Source organism: Vibrio sp. 1402, from assembly GCF_033340275.1.
The window spans coordinates 425,967-451,424 of record NZ_JAWOWE010000002.1; the positions used below are offsets into that span (position 1 = coordinate 425,967).

Genomic DNA, 25,458 nt, shown 5'->3' on the forward strand with positions numbered 1-25,458 from the left:
TGACGATTACGATAAATAAAGGAATAGTTCTATGAACAAGCATACGGATTCGTTCTACGCGCACTCTGTGCCAAACATGCCGGAATACCCACAGTTGCAAAACGACATCGAGTGCGATGTGTGTGTAGTCGGTGCGGGATTTTCTGGTCTTTCTTCTGCACTACACCTTGCAGAAAAAGGTTTTAAAGTCGTTGTGTTAGAAAGCGCAAAAGTGGGCTTTGGAGCAACTGGTCGTAACGGTGGCCAAGTCGTTAACAGCTACAGCCGAGATGTTGACGTGATTGAAAGCCGTTACGACCAAAACCAAGCCAAAGCTCTGTGCGATATGATTTTTGAAGGCGGCGATATCATCCGTGGCCTGATCGACAAATACGACATCAACTGTGATTACAAGCAAGGCGGCTTGTTCACGGCACTGAACAGTAAACAACTCAAAGGGCTAGAAGAACATAAGAAGAACTGGGAGCGTTACGGCAACGACCAACTGACTCTGCTTGACGCAGGAGAGGTAGAACAAGCGGTAGGCACTAAAGTATACACTGGCGGCTTACTGGATATGCGCGGTGGTCACATTCACCCGCTTAAACTGGCATTGGGTGAAGCTGCTGCGTTTACGTCTCTAGGTGGTCAAATCTTTGAGCAGTCGGCGGTCGTGTCGATTGATAAAGGTATTAACCCAGTAGTGAAAACGGCGAAAGGCAGCGTGAAGAGCAAGTACGTGGTACTGGCAGGTAACGCCTACCTTGGTGGTTTGGCACCAAACATCAGCAACAAAGCGATTCCGTGTGGCACACAAGTGGTGGCGACTCAGCCTTTGAGTGATGAGCAGCTAAAACAAGTGCTGACCAGTGACTACTGCGTTGAGGACTGTAACTACTTGCTGGACTACTTCCGCTTAACCGCCGACAAGCGTTTGTTGTTCGGAGGTGGTGTGGTTTACGGAGCACGTGACCCAGAAAACATCGAAGCACTGATCCGTCCGAAGATGGAAAAAGTCTTCCCACAATTGAAAGGCATCAAGATTGATTACACCTGGACAGGTAACTTCTTGCTTACTTACTCACGCATGCCGCAATTTGGCTCGTTTGCAGACAACATTTACTACCTACAAGGCTACAGCGGTCACGGTGTAACGTGTACTCACCTAGCAGGTAAGTTGCTGGCCGAAGCTCTGACCGGACACGCAGAACGCTTTGACGCGTTTGCTGCACTGAAACATTACTCCTTCCCGGGGGGCCGCCACTTCCAAATTCCGTTTACGGCAATGGGCGCGGCTTACTATAACCTACGTGACAAACTGGCGATTTAAGAGATAAGGAATATCCAATGAGTAAAGTAGTGAAATTTGCAGCCCTTCAACTGACGAAAAGCTGGGATCTGGAAGATAACTTAGCCAAAGCAAAAAAGGCGATTCGTGAAGCAGCACAAAACGGTGCAAACGTGATTCTTCCGCAAGAGCTGTTCGCTGCGCCTTACTTCTGCAAAAAACAAGAAGCAAAGTATTTCGAGCTTGCAGAAGAAACGGAGAATTGTCGTCTTATTAAAGAGATGAGTGCGTTGGCTAAAGAGCTCGGCGTGGTGATTCCTGTCAGCTACTTTGAAAAAGCGGGCAATACGTTTTTTAACTCGCTAGTGATGATTGATGCCGATGGTACGGTACTAGATAACTACCGCAAGTCACACATTCCTGACGGCCCGGGCTACAGCGAGAAGTACTACTTTAGCCCTGGCGATACCGGTTTCAAAGTGTGGCAAACCAAGTTCGGTAAGTTCGGTGCTGGCATTTGCTGGGACCAATGGTTTCCAGAGCTTGCACGCAGCTTGGCTCTGCACGGCGCGGAAGCGATTTTTTACCCAACTGCAATCGGTTCTGAGCCTCAAGATCCGACACTGGATTCACGTGACCACTGGCAACGTACAATGCAAGGTCACTCGGCAGCAAACCTCGTTCCAGTGATTGCGTCAAACCGAGTGGGCACTGAAGTCGATGATGGTATCGAGACCACGTTCTACGGCTCTTCTTTTATCACTGACCACACTGGTGCAAAAATTGCCGAAGCACCGCGTGAAGGTGAAACCATCATTTACGCAGAAATCGACCTCACTACTACAGCGAAAGCGCGTCACGCGTGGGGCTTGTTCCGCGACCGTCGTCCAGACCTTTACACCAGCGTTGGCAAACTAGCCGTTTAAAGAGGCGTTAAAATGAAGTTATCGACAACACCAGCGCAGGATGGCTTCTATTTTCCGGCTGAGTTTCAGCCGGTTAGTGAAGTTTGGCTAGCGTGGCCAGAAAGGAAAGACAATTGGCGTGATGACGCATTACCCGCGCAAGAAACCTTTGCCAGAATCGCGAACTTAATCGCGGAAGTGACCAAGGTGTGCGTGGCGGTATGCTCGCACAACTTTGACCGAGCGCGTCAAATGCTCCATTCAGACGTACGTTTGGTGGAAATCCCATTTAACGATGCGTGGATGCGCGATATTGGGCCGACCGTGCTTGTGAATCAGGCGGGTGAGCGCCGTGGGATTAGTTGGCAATTTAACGCGTGGGGCGGCGAATACAACGGGCTTTACGATAACTGGCAGCAGGACGATCTTGTCGCTGGCTCGGTGTGCGACATCATCGGTATTGATTATTACCGTGCACCGTTTGTACTTGAAGGTGGGGCGATTCATACCGATGGTGAAGGCACCCTTTACACCACAGAGGAGTGCTTACTCAGCCCAGGACGTAATCCGCAGTTGAGCAAAGCGCAAATCGAAGAGCAGTTAAAGGCGTACCTCGGTATCGAAAAAGTCATTTGGTTGCCAAATGGTTTATTCAATGACGAAACAGACGGCCATATCGACAACCTGATGCACGTTATCGCACCGGGTAAAGTGGTACTAAGTTGGACCGATGACCCAAGCGATCCGCAATACGCGTTATCTCGTCAAGCGGAACAAGTACTGAAATCTCAGCACGATGCGAGAGGGCGCGAGATTGAAATTGTCCGTTTGCCATTACCGGGTCCGTTGCATTACAGCGAGCGCGAAGCCAATGGCATTGACGCCAGTTCAGGAATGAGTCGACAAGCTGGCGAACGCCTAAGTGCCTCTTATGCCAACTTTCTTATCGTCAACGAGCATGTGTTCTTGCCGATGCTGGACGAAGAGACCGACGCTATGGCGATCGATATTTTGCAAAACGCGATGCCGGAGTACCAAATCATCGCGATACCGTCGAGAGAGGTTTTACTTGGCGGAGGGAACATTCACTGCATTACGCAGCAGATCCCTGCTTAAACATAAACTCGCCGCTAGCTTAGCGGCGATGATGAGTTGTCAAAAGGAATGACCATGCAACAGATACAAAACCAAACCCTTGTTTCGTTTATGGTAGCGAATCCACAACAGGGCATTGCAGTGACTAATCCGGCGACCGGAGAACTCCTCGGGTACGCACCAGTCTCAACCGAAAACGACATTTTAAATGGCATTGAACGCGCCAGTGTGGCGCAGAAAGAATGGGCGGCACTGCCAGCAAAAATGCGTGCTGGCATGCTCAATCGTTGGTTCCAACTCCTGTTAGAAAACAAAGCCGACCTTGGCCGCTTAATGACGTTAGAGCAAGGTAAGCCGCTGGCTGAAGCTCAAGGTGAAGTGCTTTACGGCGCGAGCTTTATCGAATGGTTTGCTGAAGAAGCGAAACGTACCTACGGTGAGACGATTCCTGCCCCAAGTGCGGACAAGCGTTTGGTGACCATCAAACAGCCAATTGGTGTTGCCTGTGCGATTACACCTTGGAACTTCCCAATTGCGATGATCACGCGCAAAGCAGGTCCAGCTTTAGCGGCAGGCTGTAGCTTTGTCGTAAAACCATCTGAATCTACGCCGCTGTCTGCGTTTGCGGTCGCTGAGCTTGCCTATCAAGCGGGTATCCCACGCGATGTGCTGCAAGTGGTATTGGGGGAAAACTCCCGTCAGGTCGGTGCTATCTTCACTTCGCATCCGTTGATTCGCAAGTTGTCTTTCACTGGCTCTACCCAAGTTGGTAGTGTGCTGATGCAGCAAAGCGCGGCGGACATTAAACGTACCTCAATGGAGCTCGGTGGCAACGCGCCGTTTATCGTATTCGATGATGCCGACATTGATGCAGCCGTGGCGGGTGCGATGGCGTCGAAGTTCCGTAACGCAGGCCAAACGTGTGTTTGTGCGAACCGTTTCTACGTACACAGCAAAGTGTATGACGAGTTCGTTGCTAAGTTTGACGCTGCGGTTCAGCAGCTCAAAGTTGGTAACGGATTGGAAGAGGGGGTCAACATTGGTCCAGTGATCAGCGAGTCAGCGAAGCAAGGCATTCAAGCGTTGATCGATGGTGCTATCGAGCAAGGCGCGAAGCCGGTTTCAGAACTTAAAAAGCTCGATGGTCTATTTATGCAGCCAGTGGTTCTCAAAGACGTTACTCACGACATGAAGATTGTTTCCGAGGAAATCTTTGGCCCTGTCGCGCCAGTGATTCGTTTTGATAGCGACGAACAGCTAGTCGAAATGGCGAACGACACCATCTACGGTCTCGCGTCGTACTTCTACAGCCAAAACATTCACCGTGTTTGGAAAATCGCAGAAGCGCTCGAATACGGCATGGTCGGCATTAACGAAGGTATGATCTCTACTGAAGTGGCTCCTTTCGGTGGTGTTAAGCAGTCCGGTATCGGACGTGAAGGAGCAAAACAAGGTATCGATGAATACATGGACGTGAAATATCTCTGCTTTGGCGGCAACTAATTAAGGACAAAACAATGACAAACCAACAACTACACGAAAGAAGAAGCCAAGTTATCGCTCAAGGCATGGGCGCACTGTACCCACTTTACGTCGAGAAAGCAGAAAACGCTTACGTATGGGATATTGAAGGCAATAAATACATCGACTTTGCAGCAGGCATTGCAGTGACCAATACAGGGCACTCTCATAAGCGCATCAGTGAAGCGGTCAAAGCTCAGTTGGATAACTTTTCGCACACCTGCGCGATGGTTACGCCGTACGCGTCATTCGTTGAGCTGGCTGAAAAGCTGACAGAACTTGCACCAGGTGAGACTAAGAAGAAAGCGATCTTTCTTACTACTGGCGCCGAGGCGGTCGAAAATGCCGTAAAAGTGGCACGCGCTCATACAGGTCGTAGCGGCGTAATAGCGTTTAAAGGCGGCTTTCACGGTCGCACAAACATGACTATGGGGTTAACTGGTAAAGTTGCGCCGTACAAAGCGGGCTTTGGTCCTTTCCCGAACGAAATCTACCACGCGCCGTACCCAAATGCGTTCCATGGCATCAGCGTTGAGCAAAGCTTACAAGCAATCGACGATCTATTTGCTTGCGATATCGAACCTTCACGCGTTGCGGCGATCATCTTCGAGCCAGTACAAGGTGAGGGCGGCTTCTACAAAGCACCTGAAGCGTTTGCACAAGGCTTACGTCAGCTGTGTGATAAGCACGGTATCATGCTGATTGCCGATGAAATCCAAACGGGTTTTGCTCGTACCGGTAAAATGTTTGCAACAGAGTACCTAGGCATTGAACCAGACCTAATGACAATGGCGAAAGGCATTGCTGGTGGTTTCCCAATCTCAGCGGTAGTTGGGAAAGCGGATGTGATGGACTCTGCACTACCCGGTGGTTTAGGTGGCACTTATGCGGGCTCGCCACTTGGTTGTGTTGCAGGTCTTGAAGTGCTGAAAATCATCGAAGAAGAAAACTTGTGCACTAAAGCGATGGGCATTGGTGAAGTGGTCAATGCACGTATGACCAAACTGCAACAATCTGTGCCTGCTATTGGTGAAATCCGTACCACGGGTGCAATGATGGCGATTGAGTTTACTGACCCAGAATCAGGCAAACCACTGCAAGAGATGACCAAAGCGGTGATTTCTAAAGCGCAAGAAAACGGCCTTATTCTGCTTTCTTGTGGAGTAAAAGCGAACGTGATTCGTCTGTTACCGCCGCTGACCATTGAATCTGACGTGCTAAATGAAGGCCTAGATAAGTTGGAAAAAGTGATTCTTGAAGTGGCGTAATTCAAGCGCTTTTAAATAGCAATAACAAATCAAGGAAGCGGTTGGCATCAATCGTTTCCTTTTTGTTTTTTAGCGTATCTGCTGCCTATCTAAAAAGTATTGCTCAAGCTCCAAGTTGTCACTTTTATTACGGATGACTTAACAATTGGGTTCGTTCTTACTTTCCACTTAGTCGCTACTTTGTTCTCCTCGAATGCGGTTTGGTGCTCACATTCTAAATCTCGACATCTGAAAGCCACTTGAGTCTATAATTTTATTGAGCGTCATTCCTCACTTTTTGGACTATAAAAATGAGATAGTATTCATATCCCACTTAGGTTGCTTGACAGATTAGCAGGACGAACTTTGATAACAAAGAATACAAGGTATGCCATTTTACTCGGCTTAGTTCCCATCGCCATATTTGTAGTGGCCTTTCATTCGATAACCAACTTTTACGTCAACTCGGTAAAAGCGTCGAAAATAGATGCTTACGTAGATTATTTAAATCAAAGGTCTGCCTATTTGGACGGAGCAATAGTGAAGCAGATTGCTCAGTTAGATTTTACTTGTAGTGATAGTGATGTAAGAACTTTACGCGACCCACGTTTTTATAACCGTTACATTCGTTTTATTGCGATGACCACAGAAGGCGGAAAAACGTGTTCCACGGTTGGTAGTGAAGTGTCTCGCCCATCTAGTAGTGAACGATTTCAGATGGATGAAAACTTTTTCGCATCACTTATTTTGCCGCAACAGAATGACCAAATAGAGTGGATGGTCATTTATGATAATGAACACGTTGAAGTCTTCTGGGTACTTGATAACAGTTGGGTTAACGAGGTAATAAAAACGCCTTGCAAAGACTGCCTATTTGTAGAGTTTAAGTATGATGAACCAATATTTGGTGATTTAACGATAAGCCGTGGCAAAGCGAATATTGCAGGAGAAGAAAACGCACTGTCAAAAGAGTTTTTCTTTTCAGGAGAGTCTCAAGCCAACATGCTCATCAAGATATACAGCGGTGAAAAACTTAAAAATTATGCTCAGGAAAGAGTACTTTTGTGGGGCGGTCTTGTAAGTGTGCTTGCAGGTCTTGTGACTGCCTTTGCATACATATCTGGTAAAAGCTTGAGAAAATCCATTACAGGTCTAATTGAAAATGGGATTAGTAATACAGAATTTATTCCTTACTACCAGGCGATTGTCGATAGTCGCGATGGTAAGACAGTAGGATATGAAGCTCTGATTCGATGGTCGCGACGTGATGGAATGGTGCCACCAAATATGTTTATTGGTGCTGCAGAAGAAAGTGGCCTGATTATCCCGATGACCAATCAGCTTATTCGTAAAATCATACAAGACTTAAGTGACTTGCCCGAGCATACGTGGGTCAGCATCAATATTGTTTCCTCCCATTTAGAGTCAGGCGTATTAACGAAGTTGCTGTCGGAGTTAAATTGGCCAATCTCGAATAGAATTCATTTTGAGTTGACCGAGAGAATACCAGTAAAAGACACTGAGGCCGCGAAAAAAGAGATTTTGTATTTAACGAATAAAGGCTACAAGTTCAAAATTGACGATTTTGGTACCGGATATGGTGGCTTTTCTTACCTACAAGATTTGGGCATCCGGTGTGTAAAAGTGGATAAGATGTTCATTGATCCAATAGGATCTGACGATCAAAAGTTGAAAGTGCTGGACTCAATTGTGTCTGCAGCGAACAAAGCGGAATGTGAGATGATTGCAGAAGGTGTAGAGAGCCAGGCTCAAGTCGAATATCTGGCTCAGCATGCGATTTACCTTATTCAAGGTTATGTTTACGCTAAACCAGAGCCCCTGACTAACCTTGCAAGCGCTTAACAGCCATAATGTCAAAACGTACCGTTTTAAAGGTGTCAGTTGCCTAGGTTAGCGCTGATTTCTGCTGATGGGGTTACACTTGAGGATTCCTAACACTCTCATTACTTCTAGAGTGTTAGGAATTAACGTTACTTAGGAGGAGAGTGCGGCTCTTTTCGTTTTGATTGACGTAATGAGCTGAGGTAGTAATGACATTACGATCATTCCTAGCATTAAGCTGTATTGCAGAGGAGTGAACGTTTCCCCCAATAGCAGTAGGCCCGAAACAATGCCTGCGACTGGGTTTGCAATACCACCAAAGGTAAAATCTACGACCGACATCCGCTGTAATAACCATACATACATGCCATACCCTAATGCGGTGTTCAGAATAACTACCCACAGTAACCCTAGAATATTCGTCATGGATACGTCCTGAACGACCGTAACATATGGCTCTGGATTGTTTATCGCCAGCACACTTGTTGCGATAGACATAATCACGCCACCCAAAATGAGCTGCCATGTTAGCACTGTCCACCAGTGCATTTTTGTACCTAGTGACTTTGTTACGCTACTTCCTATCACGATGCACATAATGGCGGAGATCATCGCAAGTAAGCCCACGGGTTCGAGAGAAATAGAGCTAGGATCAAATAAGAACCAAGCTAAAGCAATCAAAGTTGCGCCGCTTATCGCTTGAATGCCACTAGGCTGACGTTTGTAGACCGCCCAACCAAACAGCATCGCAAAAACGGGGACCGAAACCATACCAACACCAGAGATGGCAGAAGGAAGCGTCAACGCCATGACAAAAATGAGACCAAAGAAGCAAGCGATGTTGATGGTTCCTAAAACAAGCAGCACTTTCCACTCACTTCTTTTTGGAAACGAGGGCTTTATTGCCAGCAACAAAAGACCCGCAGGCAGTGCCCTTAGAGCACCAAGTAAAACGGGAGGCCAGTCCGGTAGAGTAAACTGAGTAACAGCGTAAGTCGTCCCCCAAAAAAAGGCAGGAATCATCGCAAGTAAAATGTTCATGTTAAATATCTTTATGTAGAGATAATTAAATGTAACGATATCGGCAAGGTGGCTTTTTGTAAAGTATCTTTATGTTAAAATAAAAAATATATGATGTTTGGAGAGAAATAATGGATGCAATTGATAGAGTGGTAGAGCAGTGGGCTAGGGAGAAGCCAGACCTCGACACTGAACCGATGGCAATAATGGGTCGACTAATGCGAATTGCAAAACACATGGAATCTAGGGTCGCCGAGCTACATAAGAAGTACGATCTGAAAATGGGTGAATTTGATGTGTTAGCGACACTGCGTCGAGCTGGTTCACCATATTGTCTTACTCCCTCAGCGTTAATAGAGTCAATGATGCTCACTTCGGGTGCGATGACCAATCGCTTAGATAAACTAGAGAAGAAAGGGTTTATTACCAGAACCCATAGCAAAGAAGACCGACGTAGCGTCACCGTTGAACTAACAGAGCAAGGCTTAACCTTAATTGACAAGCTAATTTTGGAGCATGTAGACGTTCAGCAATCGTTATTGCATGGTTTAGAAGGCAATGAAAAAGAGCAGGTTAACCAGGCGTTAAAATTGCTATTGCCACAATTTGAGTGAGAACGCAGAAGGAGGTAGGGGATATGAAAAGCAAAGAACTAGAACAATACTTAAGTACCTTCATGTGTGCAGAAAGTGATTTCCCATTTGGGCCTGAAGCGCTTGTATACAAAATCAAAGGCAAGATGTTTGCCATCATTGCAGAGAGAAACGGTCGGGAGTATGTCAGCGTAAAAGTAAAACCAGAAGATGGAGAAGTCTTAACGTCGCAGTTTACGGATATTATCCCGGGTTATCACTTAAATAAGCGTCATTGGATAACGGTTTATTTTAACGGTGATGTCGAGGATGGGTTGATTCAAGATTTGTGTGAACGCTCTTATGCTCTTGTCGTTGCCAAGCTGCCGAAAGCACAACGAGCGTTGCTTGGTGAGTAACCGGCAACGCACTGGCCTCTGTTGTCTTGTCGCTCGTTGCTCGTAGCCTTTACGGAAAAATTCGCACCTTTTTCATCCTCGGGCTATATAAGAATAAGAAGGTGGAAAAGGGGAATGATATGCGAGCATTATCTGAATGGCTAAAAGAATATGGTGAGAGTCACCAAAACCCTATCAACCAAAAGATTCACACAATCGCAGTTCCAGGTATTTACCTTTCTGTGGTTGGACTTATTTGGTCGATTCCCCAGATTTCATTATTAGGCTTCGAACTTAATTGGGTTTGGGTAGCGGTGATCCCCACTTGGGTTTTCTATTTTCGTTTGTCTCTGAGCGTATTCATGATGATGATCGGCTACACATTAGCGTGCATTGGCCTTATTTGGTCTCTAGAGGTATTGATGTTGCCCGTTCTGCATATTTCTATGCTTTTGTTTGGCGTATTGTGGATATTGCAATTTATCGGTCACAAGATTGAAGGTAAAAAACCGTCGTTTTTTGAGGATTTACAGTTTCTACTCATCGGCCCGATTTGGGTGTTCAGAAAACACTAGCGATAAGCAAAATCAGGCATCATCCGAATGACACAAGACATATAACGTTCAGAGATTATGTAGCTCTTACTACAGAATACCTCTCCTTCTTATTGCCACGACAAGCATTCACTTTAGATACGCACTATGATTAAAGAGGTGCCAACGCACTTTACGCTATCGAGATGCCTAAACTTACGGCAAGTTTACTTTAGGGGGATGAATGTACGACCGACAATATAAATATGCCTATTGGAGAGAAGAGCGTAAAAAAGGCAAATGGCACTATATATTAAAGTCCTTCTTTATGATTTGTTGTGCATTACTGCTTGGTAAAGTCATCGGTTTGTTCATTTTTGGAGAGCTGCATTCTTTAAGCGACATTTGGGAACAACTCCCTGCGGATGTTTTTATTATGATGCTCGTGGGCTTCCCAATTAGTGTCCTTGGTTGGTACCACGAAGAGTCAAAGTTTTTCCGGGCACTGCGACGCAAAGAAAAGCGGTTAAAAGGCAATCAAAACAAACCGAAATAGAGTAACCTTTGTCTCTGTTTGGATTGCCACTTACCTATCTGATCGATTCTATCCCTTCCAGTCGTTTAGCGTTTAGTTACGTGTTGCAAAAAGCCTTCTTAATACAACAGCCCCCAGTGTTGTGGAAATTGGTACTGTAAGAAACATTAAAAAACGAAGTTGAGCATTAGCGTATAAAGGCTCGCACTGTCATCCTTTGGGGCTGATGAAAACGCGCCAGAGCTATTATTGTAGGCGTTGAACCTTTGCCATTCTGCATTCAGGGAAACGTTGTAATCTAGGTCGTATCTCAACCCGAGTAAGAAACTGTCTCCACTTTTTTTATCCCGACTATTAAACTGCTGACCGTAAACAATATAAGGAGTCAGCTTGTTTAAATTATAACTTGTTGTCGCGTACCAAGATGAGGAAAGATTGCTGGTCTGTCCTTCTACCATAATCACAATGTTATCGAGCTCGTATCTTAACCCTAGAGAGAACAGATCGATCGTGTTGTTTTTTTCTGTTTCAACTAGACGGTCAATGATTGTGGTTCCGCCACCGGGAGTGGACTGCTCAATGTTAGAGAGCGTCGTTGTTTGATCATAATCGCCGTGGAGGTAGGAAAAATTCCAACGATAGCTCTCTCCGCTTAGCGTTAAGTTCATCCCTGCAGTATTGTTTGACTCAATTTCCAATTCAGTACGTTCATTGATGGTTACGTCACTATTGTCTTTAAACCCGACAAACGGCATGGCAGTAAGTACGACTTGCTCATTGAGGTCATGAATCCAGCGTGCAGATAGGCCGTTATAAGCCGTGATACCTAGAATGCTGTCATATACCTCATTCGGTGGGCGGGCTTGGGTAAAAGCGTGGCCGACATAGTTGTACTCAGACATCAAAAACAGTGGCAGTCTTAAGCGTCCTCCTCGTATTTCTATGTTTTGATAGGTATAAGCCAAATACGCCCACTCGAGCTGAGGCGAGCTCCAATGGTCTTGCGGGCGCTTTACGACTTGTGCGGATGCCCGAAATGCCTTGTGAAAATAATCGAGCTGCATGCCGAAAGTGGTATCGCAATCGAAACAAGATTCATCGCCAATAAAGCGGTTAACTAGTAACGTAGTTGGGTTATCGGATTTTGCCCACGAAGTAGAGCCAAAACCACTTAAAGAAAGTTGTTCTGTTAGTTCAATCGTGGCTGAGCTCGGAAAGGTCGCGATACTCAGCGATAACATGGTTAAATATTTTTTCATATCAATTCTCCGAGCTAACCACACATAAAACATGAGCATTACTAGGGACGCTCGATGTTGGGGCATAACCAATTCTATTGGGCTTCTCTTGCATCCATGCTATGAGGTCATCAATGCTGGAGCGTGCAATCACTTTTGGCGGTCTAGCTTTACCTGAAAAAGACAAGCTTGCCCAATGCGCGTTCATTTGCGCTAAATTTTTGTTGAGAAGATAACGATAGAACTCAGCTCTTTCTGTTGATGTCGCAGGCCAGTCAGAGAGTTCAATTCGCTGGCCTTGTAAAAGTTGCGTCTTCCCTCTGTACAACTTTCGCGCTTTATTGACAGTGAGCGGAGAGAATTCGTCATTAAATGAGAAAACGGCGTAGCTCTCTGCAGCGAGAGCTTGGCAATTTAATGAAAGAAGGGCAATCAGAATAAACAGATAGCGTTTTATGTAACGCAAAGGAAAAGCAACGCGAGAATGATTTCTACTCATAGAATCCACCTACATTGCTTGTTCAATTTGATACAACAGTTTTTCTTTGCGCACAGGCTTTGGTACGTAGGCATCCATTCCTGAATCAAAGCAGCGTTGAATATCATCATCAACGACGCTTGCTGTTAATGCGATAATGGGCGTCTTAGCTAATCCTTTACTCGCTTCATAAGCTCTAATTTGCCTAGAAGCTTCAAACCCATCCATTATGGGCATCATGCAATCCATCAAAATAACATCAAACTTTCCATCTTTTTGGAACATTTCGACTGCAATTTGTCCGTTTTCTGCGACTTCGAATTGATAGCCTGCTTTAGATAGCAATAGAGAAGCCACTTTCTGGTTCACTCTATTGTCTTCGACAAGCAAGATACGTTCGGAGCGAATAGGCGTTACCGTTGCTTCTGGTTGCTCTGAACTCGCAGGTAGTTTATGAGTTGTATCGAGAGTAGTGTTCTCTTGGTGTGGTTCAGCAGGCGTCGTGTTGGAAACACGTAACCCAATTGCCTTATCTAACTTCTCTTTAAGCAATCCTGCTTTAAACGGTTTGGGCACATAGTCATCCATTCCAACGTCAAAGCATTTTTGTATATCGTCATCGACCACACTTGCCGTTAGAGCAATAATCGGAATTCTGAAAGCGCGTTTTTCTTTTACTTCTATTTGACGAATTATTTGGGTGGCTTCAAATCCATCCATTACGGGCATCATGCAGTCCATTAAAATTAGGCTGTATTGATTCTGTTGAAATTTCTCAACCGCTTCTTGTCCGTTTACTGCGACATCAAAGTCGAAGCCAGCTTTTGTGACGTGTAGCCCCGCGATTTTTTGATTGACCGTATTGTCATCAACGACCAAAATTTTCGGCAAAGATTTAACATGTTGCGCTGAAATGCTCTCTTGTTGTGCGTGCGAGAAATTTGCCGCACAACTTTCAAGTGCTTTAATTAAGCGCTGCCCTAGTAGTGGCTGAGTGACCAAGGCGCTGATACTGCTTCTAAAGTCGAATTGTGGGCTATGAAGGTGCTTGATGAGGCAGACACGAATGTTTCGTTTACAAAGGCTTTCTATCTCATCGATATGCATCGCTGCTGCATTTGGTGATGCTTCTACATGAATAACGATAACGCGCTCGTTATCAATCCACGTTGGCAACGCACTTAAGGTATCTACTGACTGCGTTATATTGATGTTGAAAAAACTTAACTCGTTACGCAGTTTTTGTTCTAGTTGAGTACTGCTGCATACAATCCATATATCGTTGTGATTCAGAGCGTGATAAGCGTTAAACTCTTGCGTCACAACAGGAGCAGTTAGTTCAAAGAAGAAGCGACTGCCTTTACCTTTCTCGGATTCAAGTTGAATTTCTCCACCCATTAGCTCAACTAATTGCGTGCTAATGGCAAGCCCAAGTCCAGTTCCCCCAAATTGTCGGGTAGTAGAGTTATCCTCTTGGGCAAATGGAGCAAATATTTTCTTTTGCTGCTGGGCATCAATACCAATCCCAGAATCTTTAACGGAAAACTCGATGACCGCTTCACCATTTTTTATTTCGCGGGTGATGACCGATAGCTCAACACTGCCTTGTTCGGTAAATTTTACCGCGTTAGACATGAAGTTCATGACAACTTGGCGTATACGATGGTCATCCAACATTACGTGGTAAGGCGTGTTACGGCTAATGTTGACTTGCACATCGATGCCTTTTTCCTTTGCTTTCGGTGAAATGATAGAAGCAATGTCATAGATAGACTCTCGAACACAAGTTGAATGTGGGCTAATGAGCAACATCCCAGATTCAATTTTTGAGAAGTCTAGAACGTCATTAATTAAACTCAAAAGCAGTTGGGAGGAGGTTTCAATCGTATCGACGTAATCGCGTTGTGTGGCAGTCAGGGAAGTATCGGATAAGACTTCAGAGATACCAATAACGCCATTTAGCGGCGTGCGGATCTCGTGGGACATGTTGGCCAAAAAGCTACTTTTGGCTTTACTCGCCTTAATTGCATCATCTTTTGCTTGTTCTGCATCTTCTTTAGCTTGTGTGAGCTTTAGTCTGGACAACATCCGCTCATCACTAAGCTTTTTTACCTCTCGAGCAAACTTACTCAGCTCGTCTTTACCCTTTATTAGTTGAGCAAGAGGTGAATTTTCAGTGTTACTTTGTTCATTGCTTTCGTTACTGAGAAATTTGAGGACTAGATTCAAGTTTCCAGTAACTTTTCGCACCAATCTTAGCGTTAAACTTACGACCAACAGCGTTAAAAGGCTCATCATTGCGATAAAGGTAAAGCGGTGCTGTGTCGTCGTGTTGATTGTCTTTGATATATCATCACTCAGCTGCTGTTCCATTTTGTCGTCAACACTTTGTAATAACGATAAGCGTTTGTTGAGTGCAGATAACCCCGCATCAATCTCATCCGGGGTTAATGATTTGAGTTGAGCTGGTTGCAATAAATAAGCACGAAACTCTTGGCTTTTGATAAAGACTTCACCCGTAAACGTCTCAATGAGCAGATCTACTTGTTGTTGATTGGCATTTAGCGTCACAAAACGCTCTAGAAATAGTTGTTGGTTCTGGATTAAAGATTGGATAGAAGCCTGTGTTGTGAGGTCATACTCGTTATTTTCCTCTGAAGATCGAATCAAATATTCGCTTAATCTATGCTCTTCAGTGGACCAAAACATCAACCATTCAAGTTGCATCAAAGAAGAAAGGTGAGTGTTTGTTTCATAACTCACATTTCTAAAATAGACTTTGTCTAAGCTCATGAGGATTTCTTTGAACGTATCAGCGCGCCACTCTGCCGCATCTAACTTTTCTTCTTGATTTTGCGAAGAGAGCATCGAGAGGGTTGCTTCCTCAAAGCTTGTCAACTGGTTTAGTATCTCAGCGTTTTCACCGAATACTGGTGCTGCAGTGTCGCGTAACAATTGAGATATCTGCTGAGTTTTTAGTTGCTTATCTATTACATCAGGGTTATTCGGTAGGTGATAAAGCGAAGATACGCGGTCGATGTAGACAGAGAATAACTGTGCTTTTTGTAGTTCCTGAGCCTGGATAGAAAGGCTTTGTACATGTTTACCCGCGAGGACAAGCAACAATAAAATTGGCAGCAAAACCAACCCAAATAGCTTTTGTTTTACCGACAGGTTGTTCCAAGAAAAGATTCCTACCACGCGCATTTCCATATCCAAGAAGTTGATATGAAAAGTGTAGTTTATTTATCTCAGATGTTAGATTTTAAGAGAAAATTCATATTAATGAGGTGGGGGAAGTGTGACCGATATTGCATTACGAGTACTAACGCGCTAAGCGGCAATAGTTAACAAAACGGCGTTCTAAGCAAAGTGATTGACGCTTTGAGCGCCACTCCCTCGTTGGTATTCAAATGCAATCAATTCCTCAGCAGGTACAGGCCTACCTAAGAAAAAGCCTTGTACGACGTCACAGTGGAGAGACTCCATTCGTGTGAGTTGAGTTTGAGTTTCTACGCCTTCGGCTACTACTTTCATTCTTAGGTTGTGAGCCATGGATACAATCGCGCGAACTAATGAATCGTCTTGATCGCTTTTTCGGATTTGAGCGATAAATGAACGATCAATCTTGAGCCCGTCAAAAGCCATATGTTGTAGGTAGGCAAGGGCTGAATACCCCGTACCAAAGTCATCTAGCCAAACTTCCACTCCGATACTTTGTAGTTTTTTAAGCACATATTGAGCTTTCTCTGTATCATCAATAAAAAGTGACTCTGTCACTTCAACATGAATGGTTTGAGGGGCGACATCATGTCGTCGTAAATACTTAGAAAATAATTGACTTAAATCTTGGCGATAGATTTGTCTTGGGGACAAGTTTAATGCAATGTGAAAATCAGTACCGAAATGTTCTGCCCACATTGCCCGCTGAGCAACTGCCGTCTCAATGATATGTTCTCCAAGCTCCAATATTAAATCACTTTGTTCTGCGATCGGGATAAACGATTCTGGACTGATATAACCTTTCTCGGGATGATTCCACCTAACCAATGCTTCGACCCCAATTAGGCGATAGGTTTTTAGATCAAATTGTGGTTGATACCACAGCTCGAATTGAGACAAATCACGTACTGAACGACGCAGTTCTCGTTCTATGTATAAACGTTGTTTAATCGTTTCATCAAACGTGGAATCGTATATCGTCATAATGTCTTTACCGCGTCTTTTAGATTCCTGCGCCGCAAGAGAGGAAAGCTGTAAAAGAGACTCAGCGTTTGAACCAAATTCTGGATACACAGCAATTCCGAGGCTTGCCGTAATTTGAATATCGTTCTCTTCCAAACTAAAGGGAGAGAGTAGTTGGCGATGAATATCGTTCGCTTTTTCTCTAGCTTCATGATTGTCCGAGCACGGAAAGGCCAGTACAAATTCATCCGCACCTACTCGACTTACGATGGTAGAAAGGCGGTAAAGCGGCTTAAAATAACTCGGCAAACGGCCTTGAAGCTCTGAGGCAAGATGGCCTAGCAATTTATCCCCAATGTTATGTCCATAGTTATCGTTAATGTGCTTAAAGTCATCCAAGTCAATAAACACAACCGCGAGTGAGGGGGATTTGTGGTCAGTTATTTGCGTTTGAATATCAATGAGTAACTTTTCTCGGTTTGGCAGGGAAGTCAGAATATCGTGGTACGCCATGAACTCAACTCGGCTGGTGTATCGGTTCACTTTGTTTGACATTTTGTTGTACGCCGAAATAAGTTCTCCCACTTCATCTTTGCTTTGTATGTCGGTGACTGGCAGCGCTTGGGTATTTGACTCTGAAAATTGATCTTTTAGTTGCTTGAGTGGTTTAGTTAACGACCGCCCCAAAGCATAAGCGATGATGCTACCGAATAGAACGGATATCCCACTGATCGTTAGCAGCAAGTTAAACATCTTCTGTTTATCGTTTGAGGTAATCGCTTGGACTTGTTCAATGTTCTGTTCTTTCTCTTCCAGTAGATGTATCAAGTTAAGCTCAAGATACACCGCCCCAAGAGTAATGTTTGATTGCTGAATCGGCGCTGCGATCTCCAACTGATGCTTGGAAAAGGAAACGAGAGTTCTAGATTCTTCTATTGCTTTCAAAATAAAAGGAGAGCGGTAATGAGGTTGGGCAAACATCCTTAGCTGAGTAGTGCCGTCGTGAAAGATTAGCCCTTCATTGTCAACAACATGTATTTTCGAGACATCTGGCTGGCTCAATGTTGCCTTAATTTGCTCATACGCTTGACTGATATTGTCTGTATAGAGTGGATCAAAAAGCTGTTTTGATAATAGCTCTGCATAAACCAACCCTTTTTGCTTAACGTAAGATTCTGTTTTTTCTTGAGAGTTGTTCGTGATCTGTTGAGTTAAGCTATTTGAATACGCATCGTAACCGTGCATGTATAACGCAAGATTTATCACCACAACAAACAAGACAACGAACATTGTCGAGCAAATGTATTTGGTTTCGAGTGAGAGCTTTTGAAACATCAATCCACCTTCGGTAACAAGTGAACTGACTTGCGCACTGTACTTAAGGAGGCTCGCATTTCTGGAGTAAGCGCGCTGAATTTTTTGGTGTTCTGAAACTTTTTAAGTGCGAGAGAGCCTTCGTGAGTTGTATCCATATCAAGCAGTATGGACGTGATTTTAAGCTGTTGCTCTAGGCTCATGCTTGGAGAAGCGAGAATTAAATCCCTGGGTATTTCAACAGAACGAGAAAAAATCGCTAGTTTGTCTTTCATGTTCTCTGGCAAATCTTTGGGATTGTTCCAGTTGAAGTTACTGAATGCTCCTGCTGCAACTCTCTGTTTATATACCCATACAGATAGGTTGATTTCATTTGACTGAGCGAGTTGCTCATCAAGGAATAAATAACCAATACTGTCTTTGGCCGGTTTGTCATCAGGAGAGGGAAGGTATTGCAGTTTTTCTCCGTGGTTCAGCAATGTAATCGCAGGTAGGTAATAGCTGCTGGTAGACGTGCGCTTTTCGAAAACAAGCGTTTTTCCGCGCAGGTCAGAAAATGACTCAATGCCACTCTCTTTATTAGTAAAGAACACCGTATGATATTTTTGCAGGCCTTTTTTCCATCGTATAGCGAGGACTTGGCTATTAGACTCCTTTTCTAAGGTCATCGCATTAAAGGGGGTCGCCGTTGCAATTTGAACGGTGCCATTTTCAAGCGCAACCGCGAGCTGACGATAGTTTTTAAATACCTTTACCGCCCCTTTTGCGTAACCATATTCAGCCATATTTTCAGTTACATACTGAGTAAGGGGCGTCGCTTTTTTGATTTTGCTTTGGGCTTTATTGGACACAATGCCAAATGTGAATGTTTTCTCAATATTTTCTTGTGCACTGACGACAAAAGGTGAACTCAGCAAAGTGAGTAATAACAGAGTGCAGGCAGGTTTCATCCGGCTTCAACTTCCTTCTGGTGCATGTCAGTAATATTTAGTATTTATCAATGTGCCGAAATCAATCTTAAAAACAGTATGATGTACAAATTTCGTTGTGTGCGCACTTTTTATAATGTGACTTGGTCACTTATTCCGTTCAAATAGTACCGAATTTGACGTTTATGTACAGGATGAATGTATCACCGTGAGTCTGAATTCACTGGATTCTTGGTCAAGCGCTGTATTGGCTGTGAGCTAATGCGCCTTATGTATCGCTATTTTGTACTAAGAAAATTTTTCCAATTGTTTTTGATACTTTTTCTCGAGAGCTTCATTGCCTGCTGCACGTTCAAGTTGAATCATGAGTTGCAAAGAGGGCTTCTTCACGCCATACATTTGATTGAATCTCATTAATCGAATTCTAGCTTCAGTATAATCACCGCTATCAATTTCTATTTTAGCGAGTTGCAAAATCGATTTTGGTCTATGGGGATCATGATCGATAGCTCTAGTAAAGTAGTATCTCGCTTTGTCTTTATCTTGTGATTTTAGCGCACAAAAAGCTGCATTCTCATAGCTCGCTGGAATAAGGTAGTAATAAGGCTGCTCAATGGCTCGATTAAACATCTGATCGGCTTTTTCGAAGTCACCTCGCTTGCAAAGAAAAGTACCGTAGTTATTGAGCACATTTCCGTTTTTAGTATGTTGGCGTAGAGAGCGTTTATACATCTGTTCGGCTTTAATATCTTCACCAACCGTTTCGTAGTAGTGAGCCATAGATAATTGCGCGCGATAGTATTGAGGTGCGTGGTTTAAGGCTTGTTGTAAGTTATCATGCGCGCGAATCATGTTACCGCCGTCTAAATAACCTAAGCCAAGTGCGATACGTGATTCTGCCATTGCCACAGGATCGGCTTTAACGACAGGGCTTCCATCTTCTTTCACCGTCACGCAACCCACGAGTGCAAACTGAGACAATAATATTAGTGCACCGAGCTTTGCTGTTTTCATTCTTTATTCCTACATCCCTGAATCTTTCTGCATGATATGAATTACTTAGCAAAAACCTATTGAGGAAAAAACACTATGCGATCAGGTTTGCAAACTGTTATGAAAAAGCCGCCATATGGCGGCTTGGTTCACATATTACATTTCGGTAATGATGAGTGCTTTGTTTGCTTATTTTGAAGCTAATCGTCTTTAGTGAAAGCATCTTCACTGAAGTGATCGAGGTCGTACGGTGTTTGCTGATAAACACAGTAGTTCAGCCAGTTTAAAAAGAGGAGGTGTCCATGGCTTCTCCAGCTTGCAATTGGTGGGTTATCTGGGTTGTTGTTTGGGTAATAGTTGACAGGAATAGCGGGCTCCATACCTTCGCTCAAATCTCGGATATATTCATTATGTAAGGTGTGAGAATCATACTCAGGGTGTCCTGTGACAAAGACATTGCGTTTGTCTTTTGTGGTGGCCAAGTACACACCTGCGACATCCGATGTCGCTAAAATGTCTAAGTCAGTATGCTCTTCTAGAAAGTGAGGCGAAAAATCTGCGTAACGCGAGTGAGGAGCCAAAAACGTGTCATCAAATCCGCGTAAGATAGGGTGAAACTGATGATGGATTTGATGATGATACACGCCTGAAAGTTTTTCTTTACGCGTTTTTTTAGGTAGATCGTAGAGTAGCTTTAACCCTGCTTGCGCAGCCCAGCAAACATAAAGAGTGGATGTCACATGATCTTTTGCCCACTCCATGATGGTTTTGAGATGATCCCAATAAATGACATCTTCAAATTGCACCAAACCTAATGGAGCCCCAGTAATGATCATGCCATCGAAGTTTTTATCTCGCACCATTTCAAATTGGCGATAAAACGTGTCTAAATGTTCAGTTGGCGTATTTTTACTCGGGCGGTTATCAATGCGCAGTAATTCGACGTTAACCTGTAGTGGGCTGTTTGAGAGTAGACGCAGAAACTGAGTTTCAGTCTCTATTTTTTTTGGCATCAGATTAAGGATCAGCACTCTTAAAGGACGTATTTCCTGACTCGCTGCACGCGTTTCACTCATCACGAAGATGTTTTCTGTCCTTAATACATCGGTAGCTGGTAATTGATCTGGAATTCTAATTGGCACGACTTTCTCTCCCTAAGCATAGTCAATCTAGACGTCTATACTTCTAAAGCTAACTTAATTAAGTTTAGATGTCGATACGAAATCCGACTTTTCAATCTACTCTTTACATTATGGTAAACCGTACTCGGGGTTGTCACACAATTGTGACTAAAGCAGAGTTTCTGATGAGATAGGTTTGAAACGCAGTGTGTACTATTTGCTGGTAATTATGCGATCACGTTAATATGTGAAGGTGACTTCGTAGTAAGGAAGTCTCAAATTAATGAGCCATACTAAAAACAATCAGCTCACCATTTTGCATTAATGTGCATATTTGGAAAAATCGTCAGTGGAGGACATTATGTTCGGTATTTTCAAGAGAAAGACAAAGATTCAGGGCATCGCTCAAGAAGTTCCTTGCGTGCTACTGCATTCGTTTGGTGATAAAGACATTTATACGCCGGAAGAGATTGATCAAGCTCTTCAAAAGCTGGGTTATGATAAGAGCAAGGATATCAGTCATTATCAGTATGCGTATGGAATGTTTGCCGATGAAGCCTCTTACGAGCTCCTAGAACTAACGGATGAGCTAGGTAATTATGGTCATTTCCAACGTGAAGTAGGTAAGATGCTACTCAATACACCTGAGCCGATTGATATGCATATCTACTTTGAAATTTCTCGTCAGCACCAAAACGTCAGCCTTTCACCTGGTCATCAAAAAGTAAGCGAAAGTGATGGTGTGTAAACATCGTTAGTGGTATTCCATCGTGAGATGAGTTGGGTATAATGCGCGGCCTAATTATCCGGACATGTTGTCGGTTACATTTCTGTTGAGCGTTAATGCCTTATGTTCAAAATGCTTGTCTCTATGCCACCAATGTTGGCGCTGTCGATAGCGATTGTATGTGAAGTGATTGCCACTTCTTATATTCCCAAAACAGAGCAATTTACGAAAGTAATGCCGAGCACAGTCGTTTTGATTGGTTACGGCATCGCTTTCTTCTTGCTTTCCATCACAGTGCAAACAATGCCTGTCGGGGTTGTTTATGCCATATGGAGTGGTGCTGGGATCGTTTTGGTTGCGACGGTTGGTTACTTTGTTTACGGACAGCGTCTAGACTTACCGGCCCTAGTTGGTATTGGGTTTATCATCGCTGGTGTGTTGATCGTAAATTTATTATCCAAAACAGTAGGGTACGAATAACGCCACTCTACTTGTTAAGTGAATAAGAAGCCGCAGCGAGAAATTGCTGCGGCTTTTTAGTGCAAATTCAATCGCTAATGGCGAGTATTGATATGACGTCTTATTGTTGTATTCATCACGGTCGCATTATGTGATTGAAAAACAGGCATTATTTAGCGCATTGAAAATACAAAGTTATGTTTCTTCAAACTTTAGGAAAGGGCAGTAGATAAATCACTCCGATAGATGTTAACGTGGCGACTCATCTTTACTGCTTTTTCATTCCCTACATATTTCTGCAAAGTTCTTATTGTGTAGTGTGTCGAAGAACCATAGAATCCGCGCGCTTTAATTTATGTTATTAGCGTTATCAATGATAAAAGTGCAGTCCATTATCATTGTTTTTATCACTTATAGATGGGCACATCTGACAATACTTACATGAACAAATACAAAAAGCCTGCATTCAAGGCCGAATTTCTTTTGCCTCGTTACTGGGGAACGTTAATTATCATTAGCGTGATGTACTCACTTAGCCTCCTTCCTTTTAAAGTTCAACTAGCTTTGGGACGCAACATTGGTCGTTTAGCTATGCGACTCATGAGAAAACGTCAAGTTACGATCAGACGCAATCTTGAGCTTTGCTTCCCTCATATGGAAGAATGCCAACGCGAAGCAATTCTAAAAGACAACATCGACAATACTGGCATCGCACTTTTTGAGACCGCAATGGCATGGTTTTGGTCAGATAAACGGGTAAACAAACACGTCACGATAAAAGGCATGGAGCATCTAGAGGCTTTAGAGAAGTCAGGCAAAGGTGCATTAATGTTGGCCGTACACTCAATGAATCTAGAGTTAGGTGCTCGAGCTTTTGGCATTAAAAAGTCTGGAACCGGTGTTTATCGCCCAAACAATAATCCGTGCTTTGATTATTTTCAGTATAAGGGACGCTCTCGCTCTAATCGTACACTGATTGATCGTAAAAACGTCAAAGCCATGCTTGAAGCACTTAAAACGGGTGAGCGGGTTTGGTATGCACCGGACCACGATTATGGTAACCGACGCTCGACATTTGCACCGTTATTTGCCGTTAAAAATGCTTGTACTACGACAGGCACAAGTTTGTTGGTTGATTCTACAGATTGCGCCATTGTGCCTTTTACGATGGTAAGAGGAAAAGACGGACACTATACCCTAACCATTAGTGCGCCCGTCGAAGGTTTCCCGAAAGAGGATCATCAACGTGCCGCCGCATTCGTGAATCAAATAGTTGAAACATCAATCATGGCAAGTCCGAGCCAGTATATGTGGCTTCATCGTCGGTTTAAAACTAGACCAGAGGGTGAGGACTGTTTGTACAAGCCTAGGCTCATCCCTAGCTTGGCATAACACATAGAGAGCCTACAAAAAGCCCAAGGAACATAAGAACCTTGGGCTTTTACTTTCTATTCTTTTCGCTTTATAAGTAGCGATCTTTTAGGTGAGCTTGAAAGTGTTTAGCATTCAGTGTTTCACCCGTGGCTTGTTTTACCAACTCATCAGTGGTGAATAAGCTACCTTTACTCCAGATGTTTTCCGAGAGCCAATTGAATATCGGAGCTAAGTCGCCAGAACGAATAACCGCATCTACATCGACGGTTTGTTTCATTGCTGCCATAAATTGTGCAGCGTACATCGCACCGAGCGTGTAGGACGGGAAATAGCCAAAACTTCCGTCTGTCCAATGGATATCTTGCATACAGCCATTTTTGAAGTTTCCTTCGGTTGATAGCCCCAAGTACGCTTTCATCTTTTCGTTCCAGAGTTCTGGTACATCTGTATGTTTGATGACGCCGTTCATGAGATCTCGCTCAATTTCATATCGAAGAATAACGTGAGCAGGATATGTTAGTTCGTCAGCATCTACGCGAATAAAGCCTTTTTCTACGCGAGTGTAAATTTTGGCTAAATTGTCTTTTTCGAATTCACTACCAGAAAAATGGTTAGAAGCCAGTCGAGCGAGGTGATCGATAAACGCGCTGCTTCGTCCTATTTGCATTTCAAAGAAGAGTGATTGTGATTCATGAATACCCATAGAGCGAGCTTCTCCCGCGGGTGTTCCTGATAAATCTTTTGGTAGCCCTTGCTCGTATCGAGCATGGCCAGTTTCGTGGACAATCCCCATCAATGATTGGACAAACTCGTTTTCATTATAACGTGTCGTAATACGCACATCTGTCGGTACACCGCCACAAAATGGGTGGGTACTCTCATCAAGTCGACCGTGTTCAAAATCGAATTGAAGTAGCTTCATGACTTCCAAACCGAGCGCTTTTTGCTTTTCCGCAGGGTAGTGTGCAGTTGGCAATAAGATGTTGTCTGATTGTTGTTTTTCAAGCGCTTCATCGATCAAAGTAGGAAGCCAGGTTTTCACGTCAGCAAAAAGAATGTCTAACGACGCAGACGTTGTGCCAGGTTCATAAACATCGAGCATGGCATCATAAGGAGTCGTGCCATTTGCTTCGGCTCTAATTTGCGCTTCTTCCTGCGATAGCTTTACTACTTCAGCCCAGTTCTTTTCAAAACCAGCCCAGTCATTTTCTCCACGTTGCGTACGCCATGCATGTTCACATTTGGAGCCAGCAAGAGATTGAGCTTGAACTAATGATTCTGGTAGTAAGTTAGCTTGCTGCCACCCACGCTTCATTTCTCTTAGGATAGATTTTTCTTTTGTAGACAGCGTCTCTTCTTCTGCCTGAGCGAAAAGCTCTCCCAAGTGCGGTTGAGTCATTAAAGAATGGATATGTACATCGAGCTCTGCCGTGGCATTCGATCGTGCTTCAGCGCCACCAGGTGGCATGACCGCTGCTTGATCCCAATCTATGATGGCAGATAGATGCTCAAAATTTGCCACTTTTTTGGAATGTTCAACGAGTTTTGTAAATGCGTTCATGTGACTACTCTTATTCTTTTGTTCTTTCCCTAAACACCCGATAACGGGTCCTTCATATGGTGTTGCACTAAGCAACCTACGTTAATTTATTAATAATTAACTCCAACCCATTGTCCATAAACTCACCCAGTTGTATAGCTCTCT

Annotated in this window: 22 protein-coding genes; 13 read left to right on the top strand and 9 right to left on the bottom strand. The window is 43.9% G+C overall.

Going from position 1 to position 25,458, the window contains the following annotated elements:
* Nucleotides 1–31 precede the first annotated feature (31 nt).
* The 6 genes from R7044_RS05395 (at nt 32) to R7044_RS05420 (ending at nt 7,898) form a co-directional block, all read left to right on the top strand.
* A complete protein-coding gene (locus R7044_RS05395) occupies nt 32–1,309 on the top strand; it encodes an NAD(P)/FAD-dependent oxidoreductase (protein WP_225455398.1) in 1,278 nt (425 codons plus the stop codon).
* Between the two features lie 17 nt (nt 1,310–1,326).
* Nucleotides 1,327–2,193: an N-carbamoylputrescine amidase gene (gene aguB, locus R7044_RS05400; RefSeq protein ID WP_132936616.1), complete on the top strand. Its 867-nt coding sequence runs from the start codon at nt 1,327–1,329 to the stop codon at nt 2,191–2,193.
* A 12-nt stretch (nt 2,194–2,205) separates the two neighbouring features.
* Entirely contained in the window at nt 2,206–3,288 is a 1,083-nt protein-coding gene (gene aguA, locus R7044_RS05405; RefSeq protein ID WP_042522530.1) for an agmatine deiminase, read from the top strand.
* A 54-nt stretch (nt 3,289–3,342) separates the two neighbouring features.
* Nucleotides 3,343–4,770, top strand: coding sequence for an NAD-dependent succinate-semialdehyde dehydrogenase (locus R7044_RS05410; protein WP_165935343.1), 1,428 nt, complete (start codon nt 3,343–3,345; stop codon nt 4,768–4,770).
* 14 nt (nt 4,771–4,784) lie between these two features.
* A complete protein-coding gene (gene gabT, locus R7044_RS05415; RefSeq protein ID WP_053350393.1) occupies nt 4,785–6,056 on the top strand; it encodes a 4-aminobutyrate--2-oxoglutarate transaminase in 1,272 nt (423 codons plus the stop codon).
* Between the two features lie 345 nt (nt 6,057–6,401).
* Nucleotides 6,402–7,898 carry an EAL domain-containing protein gene (locus R7044_RS05420; RefSeq protein ID WP_031777195.1) on the top strand — a complete coding sequence of 499 codons (1,497 nt, stop codon included), beginning with the start codon at nt 6,402–6,404 and terminating at the stop codon, nt 7,896–7,898.
* Nucleotides 7,899–8,030: 132 nt separating this feature from the next.
* On the opposite strand, the gene R7044_RS05425 is transcribed toward R7044_RS05420, so the two are convergent.
* Entirely contained in the window at nt 8,031–8,918 is an 888-nt protein-coding gene (locus R7044_RS05425) for a DMT family transporter (protein WP_017820923.1), read from the bottom strand.
* Between the two features lie 110 nt (nt 8,919–9,028).
* On the opposite strand from R7044_RS05425, the gene R7044_RS05430 reads away from it, so the two are divergent.
* From R7044_RS05430 to R7044_RS05445, 4 genes are all read left to right on the top strand, one after another.
* A complete protein-coding gene (locus R7044_RS05430) occupies nt 9,029–9,511 on the top strand; it encodes a MarR family winged helix-turn-helix transcriptional regulator (protein WP_017633984.1) in 483 nt (160 codons plus the stop codon).
* Between the two features lie 23 nt (nt 9,512–9,534).
* Entirely contained in the window at nt 9,535–9,888 is a 354-nt protein-coding gene (locus R7044_RS05435) for an MmcQ/YjbR family DNA-binding protein (protein ID WP_017633985.1), read from the top strand.
* Nucleotides 9,889–10,007: 119 nt separating this feature from the next.
* A complete protein-coding gene (locus tag R7044_RS05440; protein ID WP_005377800.1) occupies nt 10,008–10,442 on the top strand; it encodes a DUF962 domain-containing protein in 435 nt (144 codons plus the stop codon).
* Nucleotides 10,443–10,644: 202 nt separating this feature from the next.
* Nucleotides 10,645–10,956: a hypothetical protein gene (locus R7044_RS05445; protein WP_005377799.1), complete on the top strand. Its 312-nt coding sequence runs from the start codon at nt 10,645–10,647 to the stop codon at nt 10,954–10,956.
* Between the two features lie 146 nt (nt 10,957–11,102).
* Here the strand turns inward: R7044_RS05445 and R7044_RS05450 are convergent, their stop codons facing one another.
* The 7 genes from R7044_RS05450 to metA form a co-directional block, all read right to left on the bottom strand.
* Nucleotides 11,103–12,194 carry a hypothetical protein gene (locus R7044_RS05450; RefSeq protein WP_053306908.1) on the bottom strand — a complete coding sequence of 364 codons (1,092 nt, stop codon included), beginning with the start codon at nt 12,192–12,194 and terminating at the stop codon, nt 11,103–11,105.
* A 1-nt stretch (nt 12,195) separates the two neighbouring features.
* A complete protein-coding gene (locus R7044_RS05455) occupies nt 12,196–12,672 on the bottom strand; it encodes a hypothetical protein (protein WP_017633987.1) in 477 nt (158 codons plus the stop codon).
* A gap of 9 nt (nt 12,673–12,681) precedes the next feature.
* Nucleotides 12,682–15,858: a response regulator gene (locus R7044_RS05460; RefSeq protein WP_225455399.1), complete on the bottom strand. Its 3,177-nt coding sequence runs from the start codon at nt 15,856–15,858 to the stop codon at nt 12,682–12,684.
* 156 nt (nt 15,859–16,014) lie between these two features.
* Complete coding sequence (locus R7044_RS05465; RefSeq protein ID WP_213874441.1) at nt 16,015–18,171, bottom strand: GGDEF domain-containing phosphodiesterase; 2,157 nt, start codon at nt 18,169–18,171, stop codon at nt 16,015–16,017.
* A complete protein-coding gene (locus tag R7044_RS05470; protein WP_225455400.1) occupies nt 18,171–19,100 on the bottom strand; it encodes a phosphate/phosphite/phosphonate ABC transporter substrate-binding protein in 930 nt (309 codons plus the stop codon). Before R7044_RS05470 ends, R7044_RS05465 begins: the two co-directional genes overlap by 1 nt.
* 267 nt (nt 19,101–19,367) lie before the next feature.
* On the bottom strand, nt 19,368–20,093 hold the full coding sequence (gene pilW / locus R7044_RS05475) for a type IV pilus biogenesis/stability protein PilW (protein WP_017820928.1): 726 nt from the start codon (nt 20,091–20,093) through the stop codon (nt 19,368–19,370).
* A gap of 179 nt (nt 20,094–20,272) precedes the next feature.
* On the bottom strand, nt 20,273–21,214 hold the full coding sequence (gene metA, locus R7044_RS05480; RefSeq protein WP_005377792.1) for a homoserine O-acetyltransferase MetA: 942 nt from the start codon (nt 21,212–21,214) through the stop codon (nt 20,273–20,275).
* Nucleotides 21,215–21,554: 340 nt separating this feature from the next.
* Here metA and R7044_RS05485 point away from each other — a divergent pair, with 340 nt between their 5' ends.
* The 3 genes from R7044_RS05485 (at nt 21,555) to R7044_RS05495 (ending at nt 23,771) form a co-directional block, all read left to right on the top strand.
* Entirely contained in the window at nt 21,555–21,941 is a 387-nt protein-coding gene (locus R7044_RS05485; RefSeq protein ID WP_053303128.1) for a hypothetical protein, read from the top strand.
* A gap of 123 nt (nt 21,942–22,064) precedes the next feature.
* Complete coding sequence (locus tag R7044_RS05490; protein WP_213966591.1) at nt 22,065–22,400, top strand: DMT family transporter; 336 nt, start codon at nt 22,065–22,067, stop codon at nt 22,398–22,400.
* 420 nt (nt 22,401–22,820) lie between these two features.
* A complete protein-coding gene (locus R7044_RS05495) occupies nt 22,821–23,771 on the top strand; it encodes an LpxL/LpxP family Kdo(2)-lipid IV(A) lauroyl/palmitoleoyl acyltransferase (RefSeq protein WP_213966580.1) in 951 nt (316 codons plus the stop codon).
* Between the two features lie 70 nt (nt 23,772–23,841).
* Here the strand turns inward: R7044_RS05495 and R7044_RS05500 are convergent, their stop codons facing one another.
* A complete protein-coding gene (locus R7044_RS05500) occupies nt 23,842–25,314 on the bottom strand; it encodes a carboxypeptidase M32 (protein WP_005377788.1) in 1,473 nt (490 codons plus the stop codon).
* Nucleotides 25,315–25,458: the final 144 nt, after the last annotated feature.